This window comes from Plastoroseomonas hellenica (assembly GCF_018129085.1).
GTDB classification, from domain to species: domain Bacteria; phylum Pseudomonadota; class Alphaproteobacteria; order Acetobacterales; family Acetobacteraceae; genus Plastoroseomonas; species Plastoroseomonas hellenica.
Genome location: NZ_JAAGBB010000010.1, coordinates 103,162 through 119,949, shown reverse-complemented (window position 1 = coordinate 119,949; position 16,788 = coordinate 103,162). Strand labels below are relative to the sequence as shown.

Annotated in this window: 15 protein-coding genes; 8 read left to right on the top strand and 7 right to left on the bottom strand. The window is 65.7% G+C overall.

Translation table 11 applies throughout. The features are described 5' to 3' along the window. Window positions 1-326: 326 nt before the first annotated feature. Together GXW71_RS10400 and GXW71_RS10395 are read left to right on the top strand one after the other, a co-directional pair. Entirely contained in the window at window positions 327-509 is a 183-nt protein-coding gene (locus GXW71_RS10400; RefSeq protein WP_211852423.1) for a CsbD family protein, read from the top strand. 92 nt (window positions 510-601) lie between these two features. Then, the gene (locus GXW71_RS10395) at window positions 602-1,054 is read left to right on the top strand and encodes a DUF3597 domain-containing protein (RefSeq protein ID WP_211852422.1); all 453 of its coding nucleotides are present in this window, start codon (window positions 602-604) and stop codon (window positions 1,052-1,054) included. Window positions 1,055-1,276: 222 nt separating this feature from the next. Here the strand turns inward: GXW71_RS10395 and GXW71_RS10390 are convergent, their stop codons facing one another. Together GXW71_RS10390 and GXW71_RS10385 are read right to left on the bottom strand one after the other, a co-directional pair. Next, on the bottom strand, window positions 1,277-2,488 hold the full coding sequence (locus GXW71_RS10390) for a hypothetical protein (protein WP_211852421.1): 1,212 nt from the start codon (window positions 2,486-2,488) through the stop codon (window positions 1,277-1,279). Between the two features lie 624 nt (window positions 2,489-3,112). Next, a complete protein-coding gene (locus GXW71_RS10385; protein WP_211852420.1) occupies window positions 3,113-3,361 on the bottom strand; it encodes a hypothetical protein in 249 nt (82 codons plus the stop codon). Between the two features lie 259 nt (window positions 3,362-3,620). Between GXW71_RS10385 and GXW71_RS10380 the strand changes: the two genes are divergently transcribed. Continuing rightward, window positions 3,621-4,007, top strand: a complete 387-nt coding sequence (locus GXW71_RS10380) for a helix-turn-helix domain-containing protein (RefSeq protein ID WP_211852419.1) — start codon at window positions 3,621-3,623, stop codon at window positions 4,005-4,007. A gap of 215 nt (window positions 4,008-4,222) precedes the next feature. Here GXW71_RS10380 and GXW71_RS10375 read toward each other — a convergent pair whose 3' ends face one another. Continuing rightward, entirely contained in the window at window positions 4,223-4,486 is a 264-nt protein-coding gene (locus GXW71_RS10375) for a hypothetical protein (protein ID WP_211852418.1), read from the bottom strand. A gap of 575 nt (window positions 4,487-5,061) precedes the next feature. Beyond that, window positions 5,062-5,238, bottom strand: a complete 177-nt coding sequence (locus GXW71_RS10370) for a hypothetical protein (protein WP_211852417.1) — start codon at window positions 5,236-5,238, stop codon at window positions 5,062-5,064. Between the two features lie 361 nt (window positions 5,239-5,599). Here GXW71_RS10370 and katG point away from each other — a divergent pair, with 361 nt between their 5' ends. Then, window positions 5,600-7,819, top strand: coding sequence for a catalase/peroxidase HPI (gene katG, locus GXW71_RS10365; RefSeq protein ID WP_211852416.1), 2,220 nt, complete (start codon window positions 5,600-5,602; stop codon window positions 7,817-7,819). A 246-nt stretch (window positions 7,820-8,065) separates the two neighbouring features. Here the strand turns inward: katG and GXW71_RS10360 are convergent, their stop codons facing one another. Both GXW71_RS10360 and GXW71_RS10355 read right to left on the bottom strand, forming a co-directional pair. Next, window positions 8,066-8,908, bottom strand: a complete 843-nt coding sequence (locus GXW71_RS10360) for a class I SAM-dependent methyltransferase (protein WP_211852415.1) — start codon at window positions 8,906-8,908, stop codon at window positions 8,066-8,068. An 827-nt stretch (window positions 8,909-9,735) separates the two neighbouring features. Continuing rightward, on the bottom strand, window positions 9,736-10,080 hold the full coding sequence (locus GXW71_RS10355) for a hypothetical protein (protein WP_211852414.1): 345 nt from the start codon (window positions 10,078-10,080) through the stop codon (window positions 9,736-9,738). A gap of 1,009 nt (window positions 10,081-11,089) precedes the next feature. On the opposite strand from GXW71_RS10355, the gene GXW71_RS10350 reads away from it, so the two are divergent. The 4 genes from GXW71_RS10350 to GXW71_RS10335 all read left to right on the top strand — a co-directional run bounded on the left by GXW71_RS10350 (window position 11,090) and on the right by GXW71_RS10335 (window position 14,411). Further along, the gene (locus GXW71_RS10350; RefSeq protein WP_211852413.1) at window positions 11,090-11,824 is read left to right on the top strand and encodes a formylglycine-generating enzyme family protein; all 735 of its coding nucleotides are present in this window, start codon (window positions 11,090-11,092) and stop codon (window positions 11,822-11,824) included. Window positions 11,825-12,174: 350 nt separating this feature from the next. Next, complete coding sequence (locus tag GXW71_RS10345) at window positions 12,175-12,570, top strand: response regulator (RefSeq protein WP_211852412.1); 396 nt, start codon at window positions 12,175-12,177, stop codon at window positions 12,568-12,570. A gap of 406 nt (window positions 12,571-12,976) precedes the next feature. Further along, window positions 12,977-13,474: a response regulator gene (locus GXW71_RS10340; protein ID WP_211852411.1), complete on the top strand. Its 498-nt coding sequence runs from the start codon at window positions 12,977-12,979 to the stop codon at window positions 13,472-13,474. A gap of 472 nt (window positions 13,475-13,946) precedes the next feature. After that, window positions 13,947-14,411 carry a phage baseplate assembly protein V gene (locus GXW71_RS10335; protein ID WP_211852410.1) on the top strand — a complete coding sequence of 155 codons (465 nt, stop codon included), beginning with the start codon at window positions 13,947-13,949 and terminating at the stop codon, window positions 14,409-14,411. Between the two features lie 1,337 nt (window positions 14,412-15,748). Here GXW71_RS10335 and GXW71_RS10330 read toward each other — a convergent pair. Next, complete coding sequence (locus GXW71_RS10330) at window positions 15,749-16,657, bottom strand: YihY/virulence factor BrkB family protein (RefSeq protein WP_367617280.1); 909 nt, start codon at window positions 16,655-16,657, stop codon at window positions 15,749-15,751. Between the last annotated feature and the right edge of the window lie 131 nt (window positions 16,658-16,788).

Here is a 16,788-nt window from a genome sequence, read left to right as displayed (position 1 = left end):
TGCGCTTCCTGCAATCGTCAGGGCGCCGACCAGCGCTGCTGCCGCCGCGGACAATGTAAAGCTCGACATATGTTTTCTAATCCCTGCGATCAGCTCCCGAAAGCGGCAGCCGAGCAGTGAGTGAACGTATACCGCGTTCCACCGGTTTCCGGGCGATGCGGGGGGGGGCAGTACGCTAGCAGCAGATGCGCATCACCAGCCTGCATACCTTGAGGTGTAGTTGTGGACAGACACCGCTGTTGCGCGCCGCGGGCAACCACCGACGCGGCCGGATGTTTTGCTCCCAACGGCAGGCCAATACCGGCACGCCAAGAAGGAGTGTCGTTATGAACAAGGACCAGGTCACGGGCGCAGCCAAACAGGCGAAGGGTGCGGTGAAGGACGGGGTTGGCGGCGCCGTCGGCAGCGACAAGATGCAGGCCGAAGGAAAGATGGATAAGGCTGAGGGCAAGATCCAAAAGGGCATCGGCGACACCAGGGAAGACGCGCGCGATGCGCTGAAGCGGTAGCTCTGACCGGCGCGCCGCGACCGAGCGGCGCGCTGCCCCAGGCGAGCCGGTGGCCAGCATGAACCATAAATATCGTCGGACGGGGCCGCAGCATGAGCATCTTCCGATTGATCATGGCGAAGGTATTCGGGCAGGACCCGTCACCGGAGCCCGCGCCGCACCCCGGTGCTCCTGACCCTAACGCTTCGAGTGCCGCCGCGGCCGGGGCAACGGCGGCGCCGGCGCCGATTCCCCCTATCGACACGACGCCCGTCGCACCCTCCGCCGCGGCGGCAGCGGCCGGTGCACCTATTGACGTTGAAGCGGCTCTCGTTGGAATGGCCGCAAAAGACGGGCGCAACCTGGATTGGCGGCGCTCTATCGTCGATCTGATGAAGCTGCTCGGGCTCGATAGCAGTCTCGCGGCGCGCCAGACGCTGGCGAAGGAATTGCACTACTCCGGCAATCCGAATGACAGCGCCGGCATGAACCTCTGGCTGCACGGGCAGGTCATGCGAAAGCTTGCCGAAAACGGTGGCAAGGTTCCCTCTGACCTCCTCCCCTGAGTCTCAGCGTGCCCAGCGCGGGTGGCGCGGGACCCGCTTCCGATCGCATGAGCGGCCGTGTCGCTCGACCTCTCCACGGCATAGGGCGGTGCTGTCGCACAGCCGAGCCCTCGCGCTGCCGACACTCCCGACGGCGTGCCAGGCAACGTCGCGAGCGATCTCAGAAGCGGCGCTGAGCATAAGCGGGTGGCCTCCCGCTTCACATCTGGCACCGGCCTTCTGTTATCCGCGGTCCAAAATGCGGATCGCGGCGGTATCACCGCCCACCACTTCGACCGACATCCCTTCGAACGGCACGCCCAGCGCCAAGAGCGCCTTCGTCCCGCCGGGAGGGAACTGTAGCTGCTCGTCAAGCACGCCGAGGGGCAGGCGTGCTTCCCGGCGCGCCTCCGCTGCGTCACGGAGATGGTTGGCCAGCTGCCCCAGCGATAGCTCGATCACCATCCGTGAGCCAAAGATCCGGGACGCATCGCTGCCCTCAGAAGCCGCGGCCGTCCGCGCACTCTGCGCGGACCGATGAACGCGAAACCAGTCGAGCATCCCGCTGAGGAACTTCATGTCCGCCCACCAGGCGGAGAGGCGCGTCAAGACCTGCTCATGATTGGCGATGAACGCCGCGTGGCGGTCCAGCCCTGCCTTGAACGCCATCGCCGTCCGCTCATGCGCAAATCGGGTCGCCACGTCGATGGCCGAACCACCGCGATCCGTGAGGTCGCGGAAGAACCCGGACTTTTTGAGAGACTCGTTGACGGCAAGGCCGCCGAACCATGCCGCAACGCCGCCGCCGGCGGCGAGCAGGAGCGCGGGGTTGCTGAGAATTGCGCTTCCAATGGCACCGGCCGCCAGGCTGATCACGACATTTCTGAGCGTCGCGTGACCGGCGATGGTGCTGCGTTCGGCAATGCGGCCTGCCCCAATCTCAGACGCCGATTGGATCACCTCGCTCGCGACATCGCGCTCGACCAGGTCCGGGCGACTCTGCAGCTGCTTCGCGAGTGCAACTGCCGTGGAGCGGTACTGCCGCTCCTCGTCCGGCCGGCGCTGGTAACGCTCTTCGGCAAGCTTCGCGGAGAGGCCCTCGGCGGTGCCTAGGATGAATACGCCGTGCAACGCGATGACCGATGCAAGCTTCTCGCCGAGCGAGGCATCCATGTGCGGGAGCTCGCCGCCCGCGATCAGGCGCTGTGTCTCGTGGCTTGCATTCTCCAGCCGCACGCCGGCGAGGTACAGGCGCCCGAAATCGATCTCACCGAGGTTCCTGTCCATCTGTGCGGCGTATGCAGCAGCGCGCTCTCCCAGGACGGAGTAGGGGCGGTTGCCTTCGCCCAGCGCGGTCGAGAGTTCGCGCACGAGACTTCGAAGTTCCGGATGCAGACTGCGCAGCCTGGTGAGGTGATTGCCGTCGCGATCGAGGGCCTCGGGCGGCGCGCGCACGATGACGCCTTCATCGTTGAGCTCGACGTGGGGACCCGCGCTCTGAGCGGGGACCTCTGGCGGAAGCCGAGGCCGCTCAGCGTCTCGTCCTCGGGACAGGTGATCGGACACGCTCATGGCTCCGGCATTTCGACGAGCGAATCCGCACGCAGGTCTGCCTACGGGACGCTCCTCGCGCTTCAGCCTGAAATGGGCGCGGAACTCGGTAAAGTCACGGACACGAGTGCCGTTCGGGCCAGGCAGCAGGATGCAGGTCGCGCCGATGGGGCCGCCGGGACGCCGCTCTCCGTCTGCCCGCTCGCCAATCGAAGCCTGCGTGTCGGCGCCACCCGTCCGGCTCTCTGGGCCGCGACGGGTCATGCGCAAATGCGAGAAGGTGTGCCGGCAGCTTTTCGGGTGCCCTCAATGCAGGATAGGCGGCGAAGACCCGGTTCACCTCGTTGCAGCAGCCTGTCCGGCAGGGCACGCCTGTGACCACCGAGATCTGGTTCCTACCAGATCAGTCTGCGGTAGATGCCCACCGCCGCAGTCGTGCGGTCCCGCGGGGCCAGTCGGAGGTGCGGAACGCCTTGTCATGAGCGGTTGGCCACTCGATCGATGTCGTGCGTTGCGCCGCGCCCGCGATCAACGCGAGGGCTCATCAGCGCGGTCGGATGGAGCGGTCGGGATGCCGTCCCAGATGTCGTCCGGGTCGGCGACGACGAGCTCCAGCCCGCGCGATGCCGCGACTTCGAAGGCGGTCCGGGCTGCTCGGCTCGCCGGCATGGGCTCTGGCGCGGTCAGTTTGACAACGGCACCTGGCACGACCTGGGAAGGTGCGAAGACTTCACCGACCTGCGCACCATCTTCTTCTACCCAGACGCGAAGCGTCACGGCTGTGTCAACGTCAGTAACGACCATCCGGAAACCGACCAATGAACCCCCCCCTCTACAAGGGCGGTGCGAACCGCAGCAATCGCTGCTTTTATCCGGCGGAAGCTTGCGAAATGCTGAAGCCCGCGGCGGCGTTACCCCGGTCCGAAATGCCGTGCAAATGCAAGCGTTTGGTAAGAGTCTGGAAACCGCGACTGCGCATTATCGCGCCGAACCTTGGCGCAACCGCGCGCGCCGTCGCGAGCTCTCTGAGAGGCGTATGCCAGATCAGGACGATCCACCCATACGCGGGCCCGGTGCAAAACTCGGCGAGTACATCTCGGCCGAGCAGTGCCGTCAGGCACGAGCATTGCTGGGACTGACGCCGCAAGCCCTGTCATCCATGGCCGGCGTGTCCGCGGAGAGCATCCAACGATTCGAGGAGGCCGATCACACCGTCTCCGGCCGCGTACGAGCGGCTGTCGGTTGCGTGCTCGCCCGCCTCGGGATTGATGTCGAGGGGGAGCATAGAGTGAGGCTGAACATGTCGTCGCGCGAGGCGCCGGACGCCGCCGTTGTGGACGCAAATTTCTACGCTCGCTTCAGTCGCGTCGCCTGCGTTCCGCCGGGGGTGGAGCGTGGCGGATCGAAGGGCAGCCGGCGGTAAACATCGCGCTTCGTCGCACGCGACTGCAGAAGGGGTGCGCCGCGGCTGAGGCGTACGCCATTTTCGACCGACGAGGACGGCCTGCAGCCGCCTACCGGTGCTCGTGCATCTACGGATCGTGGAGCGCAGACGGCCAGATGCGAGCGCTGTAGATGAAGGGTGCGCGGACGCCGGCACGTCTCCTCCGGAGCCTGAGCAGCGCGACAGCGCCTTGCTCAGAGAATGTCAGTGATCCCAGCGGCGCCACCCAGCCAGGCGATCTTGTCAATCAGCGGGCGCAGGGCATTCGCGCTCAAAGAAGCCACATGAACGCGCAGGAGAGGCCGGGAACGAGGAGTGCCGGTGGCGTCACGCGACGCGCGCAGGGTGACCGCGCTCCAGACCAGCAATTCGTCATGATTCCCGTTATCGGAAGCGACCGCGACGATGCCAGCAGCCTCTCCCAGGTGCTTTCGATCGAGAGCGTCGACAGTCAGCAAAACGGCTCTCCCGAGAACATTGCTATTTTCATTCGACGTGCGCTCGATGCTCTCGCTCGGCGCGCCGCCAGCGGGGCTCGAGCGTGTCACTTGAGGCCTCACCTGTCCGGCTGCCTGCGACATGACGCAGGCAGCGTGCGCCCGCGAATGGCGCGGAGGAGCACGCACACGCGTTCCTTGTTCCGCCCAAACGCGCTGCACCCAACCGGCCGGGGGCCGGAGGTGGCGTGCCGCCCGGCGTGAGAGCAATCAGGCTCACCCCTTCGGATGTCCCGGTCGGTCGCGCATCTCGCGGGCGACTGAGCACCGAAGCGGCGAGAGACTTGTCTGCAATCGACAGACCGCGCCGCGTCCACCTACCGAGGCCCGCATGTCCAGCACAGGCTTGGTGCCAAGAGACGAACCGAGCGGTCCGCCGGCTATGCGTGCGGAGAGTGTGCCCCGTGGGCGCAGGCAGGCGCCGCGGACATCGTGTTCATCGACATCCGCATCTCGGTGCCGCCCGCAGCGGAGCAGGCCGGCCGGCTGAAGTTCCCTTGCATGAGGTGAGGGGGAACCCTGCCCGCCGACAGGCGTCACCGCCGATGATCGCCCTTGTCACCCTGACCGGACTTGACCTTGGTCTTCGCCGCCTTCTTCACGTCCTGCGACAACGACTTGCCGACATCGTCGGATTCCTTGAACTGCCCCTTAGGGTCCCGGCGGACGTAGCGCTTGTCGGTCCCGGTATTAATCAGCTCGCGCCTCTGCATGGGGATCCTCCTGCTTTGCTTTGGAACAACGGCGTGACCTGGCAATTGTTGCGCACGAGGCAAGCGCACCGGTTGGCTGTCTCGGCCTTGGTGTTTCGGGCGGGTATGTCGATCACAGTCAAGGCGACAGGATCAGCTTCAGCGGGCGCGCGCAGTCGGGACGCTCTTGGTAAACCACAGGGCGTGACCACGGCGGGTACGGCCATGGTCAAGGCTATGGCCGCGGCCGGCGGAAAAATCCTGGCTGGGTCTGTTCGATTGAGCCCCGACCCGACGCCGCGGCCGGATCGCTAAGATTCGCTTTTTGCCGCTCACACGCCGCGGATAGTCTGGCCTCAAAGCAACCAGGGAGGCCAAGATCATGGACACGAACACCGGGGGTCCGCTGAGCTGTCCGGCGAAGAACCCCGCCGCGATGCGGTCTCTGCTGGGCCGGACGAACCGAGACTGGTGGCCAAATCAGCTTTCGCTCGACATCCTTCACCAGAAGGGTCTCACCGGGGATCCGATGGGCAGGAATTTCGACTACGCCAAGGAGTTCCAGTCGCTCGACTTCACCGCGGTCAAGAATGATCTTCATGCGCTGATGACCGACAGCCAGCCTTGGTGGCCAGCCGATTATGGTCACTACGGCCCCTTCTTCATCCGAATGGCCTGGCACAGCGCTGGCACCTACCGGACGGGCGACGGGCGCGGTGGTTCATCGTCGGGCTCACAGCGGTTCGCTCCGCTCAACAGCTGGCCTGACAACGCCAATCTCGATAAAGCGCGCCGCCTTCTCTGGCCCATCAAGAAGAAGTACGGCCACAAACTCTCCTGGGCCGACCTGATGATCCTGGCCGGCAACGTCGCCATCGAGTCCATGGGCGGGCCAGTGTTCGGCTTCGGGGGCGGGCGCGTCGATGTCTTCGAACCTGAAAAGGACATCTACTGGGGTACCGAGGAGGAGTGGCTGGGAGACACCCGCATCACCGAAGAGAAAGTGCTCGAGAGCCCACTCGCGGCGATTCAGATGGGGCTGATCTACGTCAACCCCCAGGGCCCGGCCGGCGTGCCCGATCCGGCCCAATCTGCCCGCGATATCCGCGAGACCTTTGCTCGGATGGGGATGAACGACGAGGAGACCGTCGCGCTGACCGCCGGGGGCCATACCTTCGGCAAATGCCACGGCGCTGGCGATGCATCGAAGGTCGGTGCGGAACCGGAGGGGTCCGACATCGCACAGCAAGGCCTCGGCTGGCAGAGCGGGCACGAGAGCGGCGTCGGCGACCACACCATCACGAGCGGGCTGGAAGGCGCGTGGACCCCCAGCCCAACGCAGTGGGACAATGCCTACTTCCACATGCTGTTGGACTATGACTATGAGCTCGTGACGAGCCCCGCCGGTGCCAAGCAATGGCAGCCTGTGAACCAAGCGCCGGAGGACCTGGCGCCGGGTGCCCATAGCCCCGATCGCCGCGTGCCGACGATGATGACGACCGCGGACATGGCGTTCAAAGTGGACCCGACGTATCGAACGATATCGGAGCGGTTCCGCGAACATCCGGAGCAGTTCGCCGATGCCTTCGCCCGCGCTTGGTTCAAGCTCTGTCATCGGGACATGGGTCCGAAATCGCGTTACCTCGGCCCCGAGGTTCCGACCGAGGATCTGATTTGGCAGGATCCGATTCCAGCGGCGGACTACGCTGCGATCGATGATGCCGATGTCGCGAAGCTCAAGGGCATGATCCTCGGTTCCGGCCTGTCCGTTTCCGAGCTGGTCGCGACTGCCTGGGCGTCGGCGTCGACCTATCGCGGGTCGGACCATCGCGGCGGCGCCAATGGCGCTCGCATCCGGCTCGCGCCGCAAAAGGACTGGGAGGTCAACGAGCCTGAGCGGCTCGCACGCGTGCTCCAGGTGCTGGAAGGGATCAAGACGAAGTTCGACAGCACGGCTTCGGATGGCAAGAAGGTGTCGATCGCCGACCTCATCGTGCTCGGCGGCTCAGCTGCGGTGGAAAAGGCGGCCAGGGATGCCGGCCACAATGTCGCCGTGGCCTTCACGGCCGGCCGCACCGACGCGTCTGCCGACCACACCGATCCGGAGAACTTCAAGCCCTTGGAGCCCAGGGCCGATGGTTTCCGCAACTATCTTCAGGTCGAGTTCAACGTTCCCACCGAGGAGCTCCTGATCGACCGGGCTCAACTCCTCACCCTGAGCGCGCCGGAGATGGCGGTTCTGCTCGGCGGCCTGCGGGTTCTCGGCGCCAATCACGGCGGCAGGAAGGAAGGCATTCTTACCGACCGGCCGGGCCAGCTCACGAACGACTTTTTCGTCAACCTGTTGGACATGGGGACCGCGTGGAAGCTGTCTGACGGGCACGCGGACGAGGTCTTCGTGGGCACCTGCCGCGACACCGGCAAGCCGAAGTGGACCGCCACGCGCACCGACCTCGTCTTCGGCTCCAACTCTCAGCTGCGCGCGCTGTCGGAAGTGTACGCGGCGGACGATGCGGGCAGCAAATTCGTGCAAGACTTCGCCGCGGCATGGGTCAAAGTCATGAATGCCGATCGCTTCGACCTGCCTCGCGGTCAGGCCTAGGTCGCCGTCTCGATCTGCAGCGAAGGCGCGAGACAGCACCGCATGTGGAGGGCGCCTTTGCGAGGTGCCCCTCTCTTCGCGATCGGCCTGCGCGCAGACGGCGCGCAGGCCTGCGCTGTCGGGGCTATTCGCAAGGCCCTGCGGCGGCCTCGCCAATTCCAGTATCTGATCCATGAAATCCACCCCGTCAGCTTGGCCGGCGCGAGCACAGCTTGCTCGCTACCGGCCATGCCGCGCGCGCCGGCGTCAGCGCCGGGTGATCACGACTTCCAGGTACTCGCTCGGCACGATCAGCGTGTCCGCGCGGCCGCGGTTCATGCGCGTGAGCAGGTGGCGGATATCCTCCTCCAGCAATGACTGGCCCGCGGTGTCGAGCGCTGCAAAGGCGCGGTTCATCGGGCCATAGTACGTCCGGAACACATCCAGCAGATGGTCGGGAGAGCGGTAGCGGAAGTTGAACATCTGCTTCGTCGCTGACACCCCGTGACCCGGGAACAGCTCGCCCAGCCGCGCCTCGGTGCCCCAGAGCGCCGGAGACTTCACGCCTGCAGGCGGTGGCAGGTGGCGACCGATCGTCTTGAAGACTTGGCCGATGAAGCCTTCCGGCGTCCAATTGGCGAGTCCCACGCGCCCGCCCGGGCGTACCACCCGGATGAGTTCCGCAGCCGCCTTCTCCTGGTCTGGGGTGAACATGACACCAAAGGTCGATAGCGCGACATCGAAAGTCTCGCTGGCGAAGGGAAGGGCTTCGGCATCCGCCTCCTGAAAGGCGATCTCCAGGCGCTCAGCGGCAGCCCGCTCCCGACCGCGGTCGAGCAGCGCGGTGACATAGTCCGAGGAGGTCACCTCCGCGAACCGGCGGGCGGCGGCGAGCGTCGCATTGCCATTGCCGGCTGCGACGTCGAGCACTCGCTCGCCGGCACGCAGGTCAACGGCCTCGCAGATCCGTTCGCCGACGATCTGCAGCGTGGTACCGATGACGGCGTAATCGCCGGTAGACCAGGTCGCCTGCTGCCGAGCCTTCAAGGCTGCGAGGTCGACGGAAGCGCCTGGCTCAATCTGGTTCTTCTCGAGAGTGGCGGTCGGCATTTGTCTTCTCCTTACTGCGAGGGTTCCCGTTGATGCGCCGAGAGGCGGTACTGCGCGCCGCCGGAGGCATGCGATGGGCCTCGGCAGCGCTGGGCGTTGATCGAGGTTCACCCGGATTGATGGTCGACCGCGGACTCCCTCGCCAGGGGCACGCGGGCCCCGCAATCGCGGGTGGCTCCATGCGGAAAGAAGGATCGCCTCAGCTGCTCAGCGATTGGCTTCCTGCCCCGGCAGTCGATCGGCAGTGCCGCGGCAAGGAGAGAAATGGCGCATCGCGCACGGTCATCACCAGTGATCCAGGTTACAGGCACGACCGGGGTAAAATCGGAAGCCTGATCAGAGGGTTAGCCGCGGTCGAGAACCAGGCCGACCGGCCTGATGGAGGTCGCCTGTTACCTACGGAACAGGTCGTGCGAATAGCCGCGGAACCAGGCGCCATCCTTGCCACTCGCGAGGGGTCCCGCAGGCGTGCAGCCGACCAGACTCGGCGACCTCACAACCGGCGCGGTCTCAGCCGAAACCTCTCGGAATAGCCCGGCCGCTGAACGCAACCGGCAATGGCGTCCCGTGCTGAACCATGATGAGGATCGCAGCCTTGCCAAGAACAGAGCCGATGCCGCCGGGCGGCCGTGCCCGCGGTCTCAGCCGCTTGGCATCAACGGCCCGACGCGCCAGCACGAGCAGACGGTTGGAGACCCGCTATGTCCCCCGCGCGTCCGCAGCCACTGGCACGCCCCAACTCTGCGGGCGCACAAGACGCCCCAATTCCCGCGCGTCGGCGCCAGAGCCAGGCGCGATCTTGTCCGCCGCATGGCGGCGACACCGCTTCAGCGGCGTCCGCGGGGCTCCACCATCGCGCAGAACACGGCGCCATCCGTGACAACGATCTGCTTCGTGAAATCACAGAGTTCCGGGATCAGATGGGCGGCGGTCGGCCCTGAGAATGAAACGATGCCACCCGGTTGACATCGGCGCTGGTAGCTTTGGGCAATGGTCTCGCGCGTGCCCTGCACGCCCTCGGCGGAAGAAGAGCGGTCGCAAAATGCCGCCCGCTGTGGGGCCTGTCCCGCGGCTGGGTCAGCGAGCCCAAGCGCAAGGATCGCCGGAAACACGAAAAGCCGCATGTCGGTCACTTCCATCGCCGCCGACGTCATGTTCGGCGCGTGGTCCATAACGTTACTCCCAAGCCCGAGTTTATAGGCAATCACCGGCTCAGCGACCTTGGCTTGCCCAATTTCGCATTCTCATCCGGCTGGGTGGCCGCGGACCTGAGGCCATGGCGGTACGATGCTTGGGGTACTTAGGCGGCCGGGCAGGAGTACCGCTAGGTCGTCAACAATAACCAGAGCGGCGTGCCACCACGCTCGGCGCGGTCGTCGCGACCGCGGCAGCGATCATATTCCGTGGCGACGATCGGCACGCCACCAGATGTGCCGATGTCGGGGCCGCTTGGATTACCGCAATCCGTCGGGCGGTGCTGCAAACCATGCTAAAGGAAATGCCGGGGTTAGGACGCTCTCGAGGAAGGTTGTTTCGGCCGATCGCGATCATATCGAACAGCAGTCACGTCCGGGCAGCTCGGAGTTGCACCGCTGGGCCCGTCGAAGAGATCGCGTTCTTCAAGCCACGCCAATACGATCTCAGCTTCTCGCACAGAGGAAAAGGCCAGGGCCGGCGCCTGCTCCAGGGCAGCGTCGTCATGAAGTGGTGCGATAACGTATTGCAGCCGGTCCGCGCTGCTCCGTATCGAGATGATCCGATAGGAATGCGACGTCATCGGCGCCCCCTTAGCACGAGCATTTTTGCTCGCCCCCTTCGCCGGTTCAGCTTAGCGGACGTCCCCGCAACGTGCTGCGATTCTCTAGGCACGGTATGCACAGCGGGCATGACCCCTCCGGCCGTGAAGAGGCGAGGGCCAGCCGGACCTGCTCAGCCGGTATGCGCGCAGCGTGGCCTCGCCTCGACTGCTGCTGAGGCGGCCTCTGCGCGATATCCGCGTGGTCCTCGAACGGGGCTGCCTCCAGCACCAAGGATGATGTGTAACCTCCCTCCCGACCCCTGGGGACGGGCAATCCGCTGCTCGGAATCAAGGTCGCGAATCAGCAACCGCGGGCGGGGGACCGGCTGATCGCCCCGCGCCTCACGGCTCGAGGGTCCATGGCACGAGGGGCATGAAATCGGATGGTGCGGAATCGATCGAGCGGCGGCGAAGTCAGTCAGCCTGAAATGGTGGCCATCCCACCGGGACGATTCCAGATGGGATCATCCGATGCAGAGGAGGGTCATGAGGACAATGAGCATCCAGTTCGTGACGTCGTGGTCGCGCGCGCCTTCGCACTCGGGCGCTTTCCGGTGACCTTCGACGAATGGGACCGCTTCGCCGGCGCTACGGGATCCGGCTTGCCGCCCGACGAGGGGTGGGGCAGGGGCGCGCGGCCGGTGATCAATATCTCCTGGCGCGACGCAACGGCCTATGCCGCGTGGCTGCGGATCGAGACGGGAAAGCCATACCGCCTGCCGAGCGAGGCCGAGTGGGAGTATGCCGCCCGGGCCGGCACGACGACCGCCTACCATTGGGGTGACGCCATGTCCCCCCGAGATGCGCATTACCTGCGCGAGGACGTGTCGACCACTGTGCTGGGCACGGTTCCTGTAGGCCGGTTTCCCCCGAACGCGTTCGGGCTCCACGACATGCTCGGCAACGTCTGGGAGTGGGTCGAGGATTGCTGGAACGAATTCTATCTCGGTGCCCCAAGCGGTGCGACGCCATGGCTCCGTGGCGACTGCGACCGCCGTGTCTTGCGCGGTGGCTCCTGGCAGGATGTCCCGCGGCAGATCCGCTGTGCGACGCGGAATCGCAATGGCATCGATTTCCGATGCGACGACTATGGCGTTCGCCTCGCGCTGGACCTGTAGCATGCCTCGCCGGCACTCGCGCGCTTGGCCGCTTGCCGCCGCAGCTCCTGCGGCCCCGCGGCGAAACCCGCGTGGTCATGCGCCGTAACGGGCAAATGGCGCGCAGAGACCATGCGCGGCCTGCCATTTCCAAGCGATGCCATCGAGGACAGCGTCGCCGCTCTGAGGGTCACAGCAGCCAATCGATCGACCGCGATCGGGGGCTGAGCGTGCGGTGTTATGAAAACGGTTCGCAGGCCGGCCTGGCCCGCTTGAGCAGCGCCGGCGGTATTTTCCGCGCTCGTTACCATTTGATGTAGCGCAGGCGCCGCTGCGGGCGTTGATTTGCGATGGAAACCCTAGTGGCCCGAATGGACGGTCTGAGCGTTCTTATTGTGGAGGACGACTGGCTCGTCGCCGACGCAATAGAGCGGCAGGTCGACGAAATCGGCGGGTGGGTCGTGGGTCCGGTAGCCTCTGTTGCGGAGGCCATGCTCGCGTTAAGTCGCGCAATGCCGGATCTGGCGTTGTTGGACATCAACCTCGGACGCGAGACAAGCTATGCGATCGCTGACGCGCTGGCTGCGCGGGGGACCCCGTTCATCTTTGTGACCGCCTATGATCGCTCCATTCTGCCGGACCGTTTTGCGAAACGTCCCCTACTCAGCAAGCCGCTGAGCAGTGCCGAGCTTCGAAAGGAGTTGGTCGAGATCGGTCTCGCGCATCGCTCGACGTCCGCCGACGCCACGCACGGACAGCAGCGGTAGAGTCTCCATTTTCGGGGTTCTCGTCGACAGCCAACCGGTCGCGAAACTCACCATCCCCACAACGCCATAGCCTGTGAGCTCTGAAGCTGCATCGCACGCTGCTTTAAATCGCATCGGAGCACGGCCGCCGCTCACCGCCCGATCACATGGCCGACGGTGCTAGGGCACATGAGGCGAGCCGTGCTGGGAACCAGTTCGGCGCGCCGCGGCCGGAAGAGCCGCAGGCTACGCGGTTGGACGCTGTGAACGATGCGGGCCTAGTCCACCTGTGATGCTGCGCGGCTGGGAACGCCAAGCGGGTCTTCGGAGTTGAACAGCAGGCGGTGACACGCGCGGCGTCATTCAGCGGAACGCGCCTGAGGGAGCAGACCGAACACGCGCCTGTCAGCATGGCAAGGAGGCCGCGATGGCCGGAACTGGAATCGCTCGATCGCCTTGCATCCTGCTCGTCGAAGGCGATCCGCTGATCACCGCGACGACCCTCAGGCTCATGCGGCACCTGGGTTATCGAACCCTGCCGCCGGCAAGCACCGTTGCCGAAGCCCGCACGCGAATGCTGGAAAAGCCAGATGCAGTGCTGCTCGAAATTTCTCTACGAGGTGGCGAAAGCTCGCTTCCGTTCGCCGACGAGCTGATGGCGACAGGCGTGCCATTCGCATTCTTCAGCGGCTACTACATCCATGATCTTCCGGCACGGTTTGCCTCCTGCCGGATCGTCATGAAACCCGTGGGGGACCAGGTGCTGACAGCCGAATTGTTGGCGCTCGCAGGCTGGCCGGGTGGACGGCCGGGAGCGGGTGCCGGGACGGGAGAGGGGGCGCAGACGAGGTCCAGCGTTGCCTACGACCTCGGCCCTGACGGGATCCCGCCTTCAGCCGATCCCGCCGTCGCTAACGACCCCTGATCCTCCATCAGGAAGTCCGCGGGTCCTTCTGCGGCCCGTCGCATAGCCGAGCGCGCGGAGCACTGACGCAGCGAGATGCCGCCGGTTCGCGGAGGATCGCGTGCCTCACCCGAGCCGCTCATGACCCGGCCGCTCCAGCGATCCCCACGCGTTCGCGTTGCCGGGGCGCCCCGCCAGCGCCAACAGGTGGCGGCAACGTTTGGTCAAGATCCGGGCCGCGCGATTGCCCGAGCGACTCGCGACACGTTTGCTGCACGGCATTGAGCTCAGGTCCTGGGCGCACCGCCTGGCAGCTTCGTCCGTGCGCCAGTTCCGGCTCCAATTTATCTCCGGGTGATCTTCAACCATGGCGCAACCGATGCCTGCGGAGCGGCTTTGGCTGGAGTGGCTTCCTCTTGTGGAGTGCCAAGCAGACGGGTGAAGTCCAATTGGTCGCGGCGCCCCACACTCGTATCAGGACAGGATGGCATCAATGGCGAAGTATCTTGGTAAGTATCGCGGTGAAGTGGCGAGCGACCTCGACCCTCTTCATATCGGGCGTTTGCTCGTCACCGTGGCAGACGTCAGCGACGGGATGCCAGTCTGGGCGATGCCGTGTCTTCCGCCGCCGACCTTGTCCAACGCCGTGTGGATGCTTCCTGCCCCGGGCGCAGGCGTATGGGTCGAATTCGAGCAGGGCAACGCCGCCGCGCCGATCTGGACCGGGTGCTGGTATCGCACCGCATCCGAAGCCCCTCCGCTCGTAGCCCGCTCGCGGGCCGAAGAGGCTCAACCGACTGACGCGGGGCGGCGGGCCGAGATTCAACTCAGTACCGAAAGCGGGGCATTGATCTCAATCGGCGAGACCGGCATCACCTTGTCAAACGGGAAGGGCGCCGTGCTCGAGATGGTGGGCCCGACCGTCTCCATTAATGGCGGCGCGTTGGCGGTCACCTGATGCCGGCCGCAATCCTCGACATAGGCAGCAGCCTTCGCTGCCCGCATGGCGCCGCGGTGCAGCCATCGCCGGGTCCGGATCGCGTCCTGCTGAGCGGCACGCCAGCCCTGGCGGCCAGAGGCGCCTTCCATATCTCCGGTTGCCCATTCTGCGTCGAAGGCGCGAACGGCCCGCGGCCGCAGCCCTGTACGCGGGTCGTCTGGACAGCGGCGGCGTCCCGCGTGACGATGAATGGTCAGGCGGTCGCGTTGGCGGGCGCGAGCAATCAGTGCGTGACCTCAGACGGTATCGCCCAGGGGCCGATGATCATAACGTCGGTTCAGCCGAGGGTTCTCGCGGAGTAGGCGCGTTGCCGGTGAGCGGGCGAGCGTCCCGCGTCCGATGGTGCGGTGTCCACGCGCATCATCCAGCCGGCGATCGGCAGTCGGCGAATTGCGGCTGCCTATGCACGCGACACGGCGGCTATCGCCGGCACCTCCCCTGGCGGCGATTGCAGCGAGCACGGAGTGGAAGGCGAATTCTGTCCCAAGCCCGTCTGGGACGAATCCTCTCGGGGCTGCGCCGGTCTGAGCCACAGCACCGGCCGTTCCGTCTTCCGCTTTTCTCAGGGAAGCGCCTGGCCTGCCGCACGCTCCGCGGCGCCGCGCCAAAGGGGCACACGCTCCGCATCGCGGCTCCGCTCGGTCGCATGCCCTCGGGTGGGGTCGATCACTGCTGGAAGCGAAGATGGCGAGCCGGGCTTAACGCGAAAAGGACAGCCTGGCCTATCGCGAGGGCACGCTCCCAACACGCATGTCGCAGCTGACCTCACAACTACACGTCGCCTTGACGCCGGGGCGGCCGCGCTCCGCAACCCACATCACCCCCGGAGAACGGGCCAGTCGCCGACCTCAACCGCTCTGCGGCGGAGCATCCGTCGTCGCATCCACCGCACGCGCTCTGCGCACCGCCCTGTCCCGGACGTCCTGGACCACCGCGGTGCCGATGACCCCTGCGAGAGCCGCTAGCATTCCAGCGATGGGGCGCCCTGACGCGCACAGCCCCCAGAACGCCGCGATGCCCCCGAGAACCGGCCATACAGGGGGCGATGCGAGGACGCTCCGGACCAGGGCCACAATCGCCGGGATCAGAGCGCCAATGGTTGCCAGCGCGGCCAGCAGGCAAAGGCCTGCCAACAACAGGGCTCCGTCCGGTTCATACACGGCATCCGCTGCGTCCATCGCCCTCGCCCTCAGGTCGCGCCCAAAGCGAAACACCATAGTCAGTAGAAGTCCGCAATGGTGTGAACAGCTGAGTTGGTTGAAACAGAGGAGCCTCGTCGTCGGCGCGCGCGCCGTTCACTCGAAGCGGCTCTCCGTTCGGCCCGCCTGCTCCGACCAGGCGCGCGTGAATTCCGCGCCAAGGAAGAAAATAATGGCAGAATAATTCACCCAGACCAGGACGATTACCAGGGCGCCGGCCGCACCATAGCTGGTCGCAATAGAACTGCTGCCGATGTAGATCCCTATGGCGGTCTTCCCGATGCTGAAAAGGAGCGCCGTCGCAAAAGCGCCGATCAACGTGTCGCGCCACGCGATCGGGCGGTCGGGCAGGACTTTGTAGATGGCTGAGAACAGCACGGTGAGAATGCCGATCGATACCACAAGCTCGATGACATGAAGCAGCACCTCGAACCCAGGCAGCAGCCCGCCAGCCCAGCTACCGAGCGCCTTGAGGGCCGCACTGACGAGCAGCGAGGCAAGCAGGAGGAAGCCGAGCGCGGCAACCAGGCCAATGGCGGCTGCCTTGGCACGCACGAAGCGAGACACGGTGCCCTGCTCGTCGGGCGTCTTCGTCTTCCAGATTGCATTGAGCGCCGACTGCAGCTCGCCGAAAACGCCACTCGCGGCAAGCAGCAGTGTCGCGACCCCGATGATGGTTGCCACGGTGCCGCTGCCTGCGTCGCTGGCGTTCTGGACAATGCCCTGTACGGCCTCGGCCGCCTGGCGTCCGAGCGTTCCCTCGAGCTGGGCGGTCACCTCGCCGCGGGCGGCCTCGTCACCGAAGAAGAACCCCGCGATCGCGGTCGCGATGATCACGAGAGGGGCCACGGAAAACAATGTGTAGTAGGCGACTGCAGCCGACCGGCTCATACATTCATCAGCCATGAAGCCCTTCACCGTGCCTACCGCGAGGGCCTTGGGTGCCGGCATGTCCGCCTCCAGCGCAATCGACGGATGAACGGCATCTCGGGCGAGCAGTTGCACGCTCAGCATCCGCGCAAGCGTCCAGGCATCGCTTCGCCGATGCGTCGCTGCGCGCGATATGCCTCTGCACCCGTCAACCCTGCTGATCAGGCCGGCGGTGCGCTGGCTTCCGCTCTCAATGACAATGACAC

Bases quoted from the DNA above. Each gene is read 5' to 3' on its own strand.
- GXW71_RS10400 (WP_211852423.1), top strand. From the start codon at position 327: ATGAACAAGGACCAGGTCACGGGCGCAGCCAAACAGGCGAAGGGTGCG.
- GXW71_RS10395 (WP_211852422.1), top strand. From the start codon at position 602: ATGAGCATCTTCCGATTGATCATGGCGAAGGTATTCGGGCAGGACCCG.
- GXW71_RS10380 (WP_211852419.1), top strand. From the start codon at position 3,621: ATGCCAGATCAGGACGATCCACCCATACGCGGGCCCGGTGCAAAACTC.
- GXW71_RS10370 (WP_211852417.1), bottom strand. From the start codon at position 5,238: ATGCAGAGGCGCGAGCTGATTAATACCGGGACCGACAAGCGCTACGTC.
- katG (WP_211852416.1), top strand. From the start codon at position 5,600: ATGGACACGAACACCGGGGGTCCGCTGAGCTGTCCGGCGAAGAACCCC.
- GXW71_RS10360 (WP_211852415.1), bottom strand. From the start codon at position 8,908: ATGCCGACCGCCACTCTCGAGAAGAACCAGATTGAGCCAGGCGCTTCC.
- GXW71_RS10355 (WP_211852414.1), bottom strand. From the start codon at position 10,080: ATGGACCACGCGCCGAACATGACGTCGGCGGCGATGGAAGTGACCGAC.
- GXW71_RS10350 (WP_211852413.1), top strand. From the start codon at position 11,090: ATGGTGCGGAATCGATCGAGCGGCGGCGAAGTCAGTCAGCCTGAAATG.
- GXW71_RS10345 (WP_211852412.1), top strand. From the start codon at position 12,175: ATGGACGGTCTGAGCGTTCTTATTGTGGAGGACGACTGGCTCGTCGCC.
- GXW71_RS10340 (WP_211852411.1), top strand. From the start codon at position 12,977: ATGGCCGGAACTGGAATCGCTCGATCGCCTTGCATCCTGCTCGTCGAA.
- GXW71_RS10335 (WP_211852410.1), top strand. From the start codon at position 13,947: ATGGCGAAGTATCTTGGTAAGTATCGCGGTGAAGTGGCGAGCGACCTC.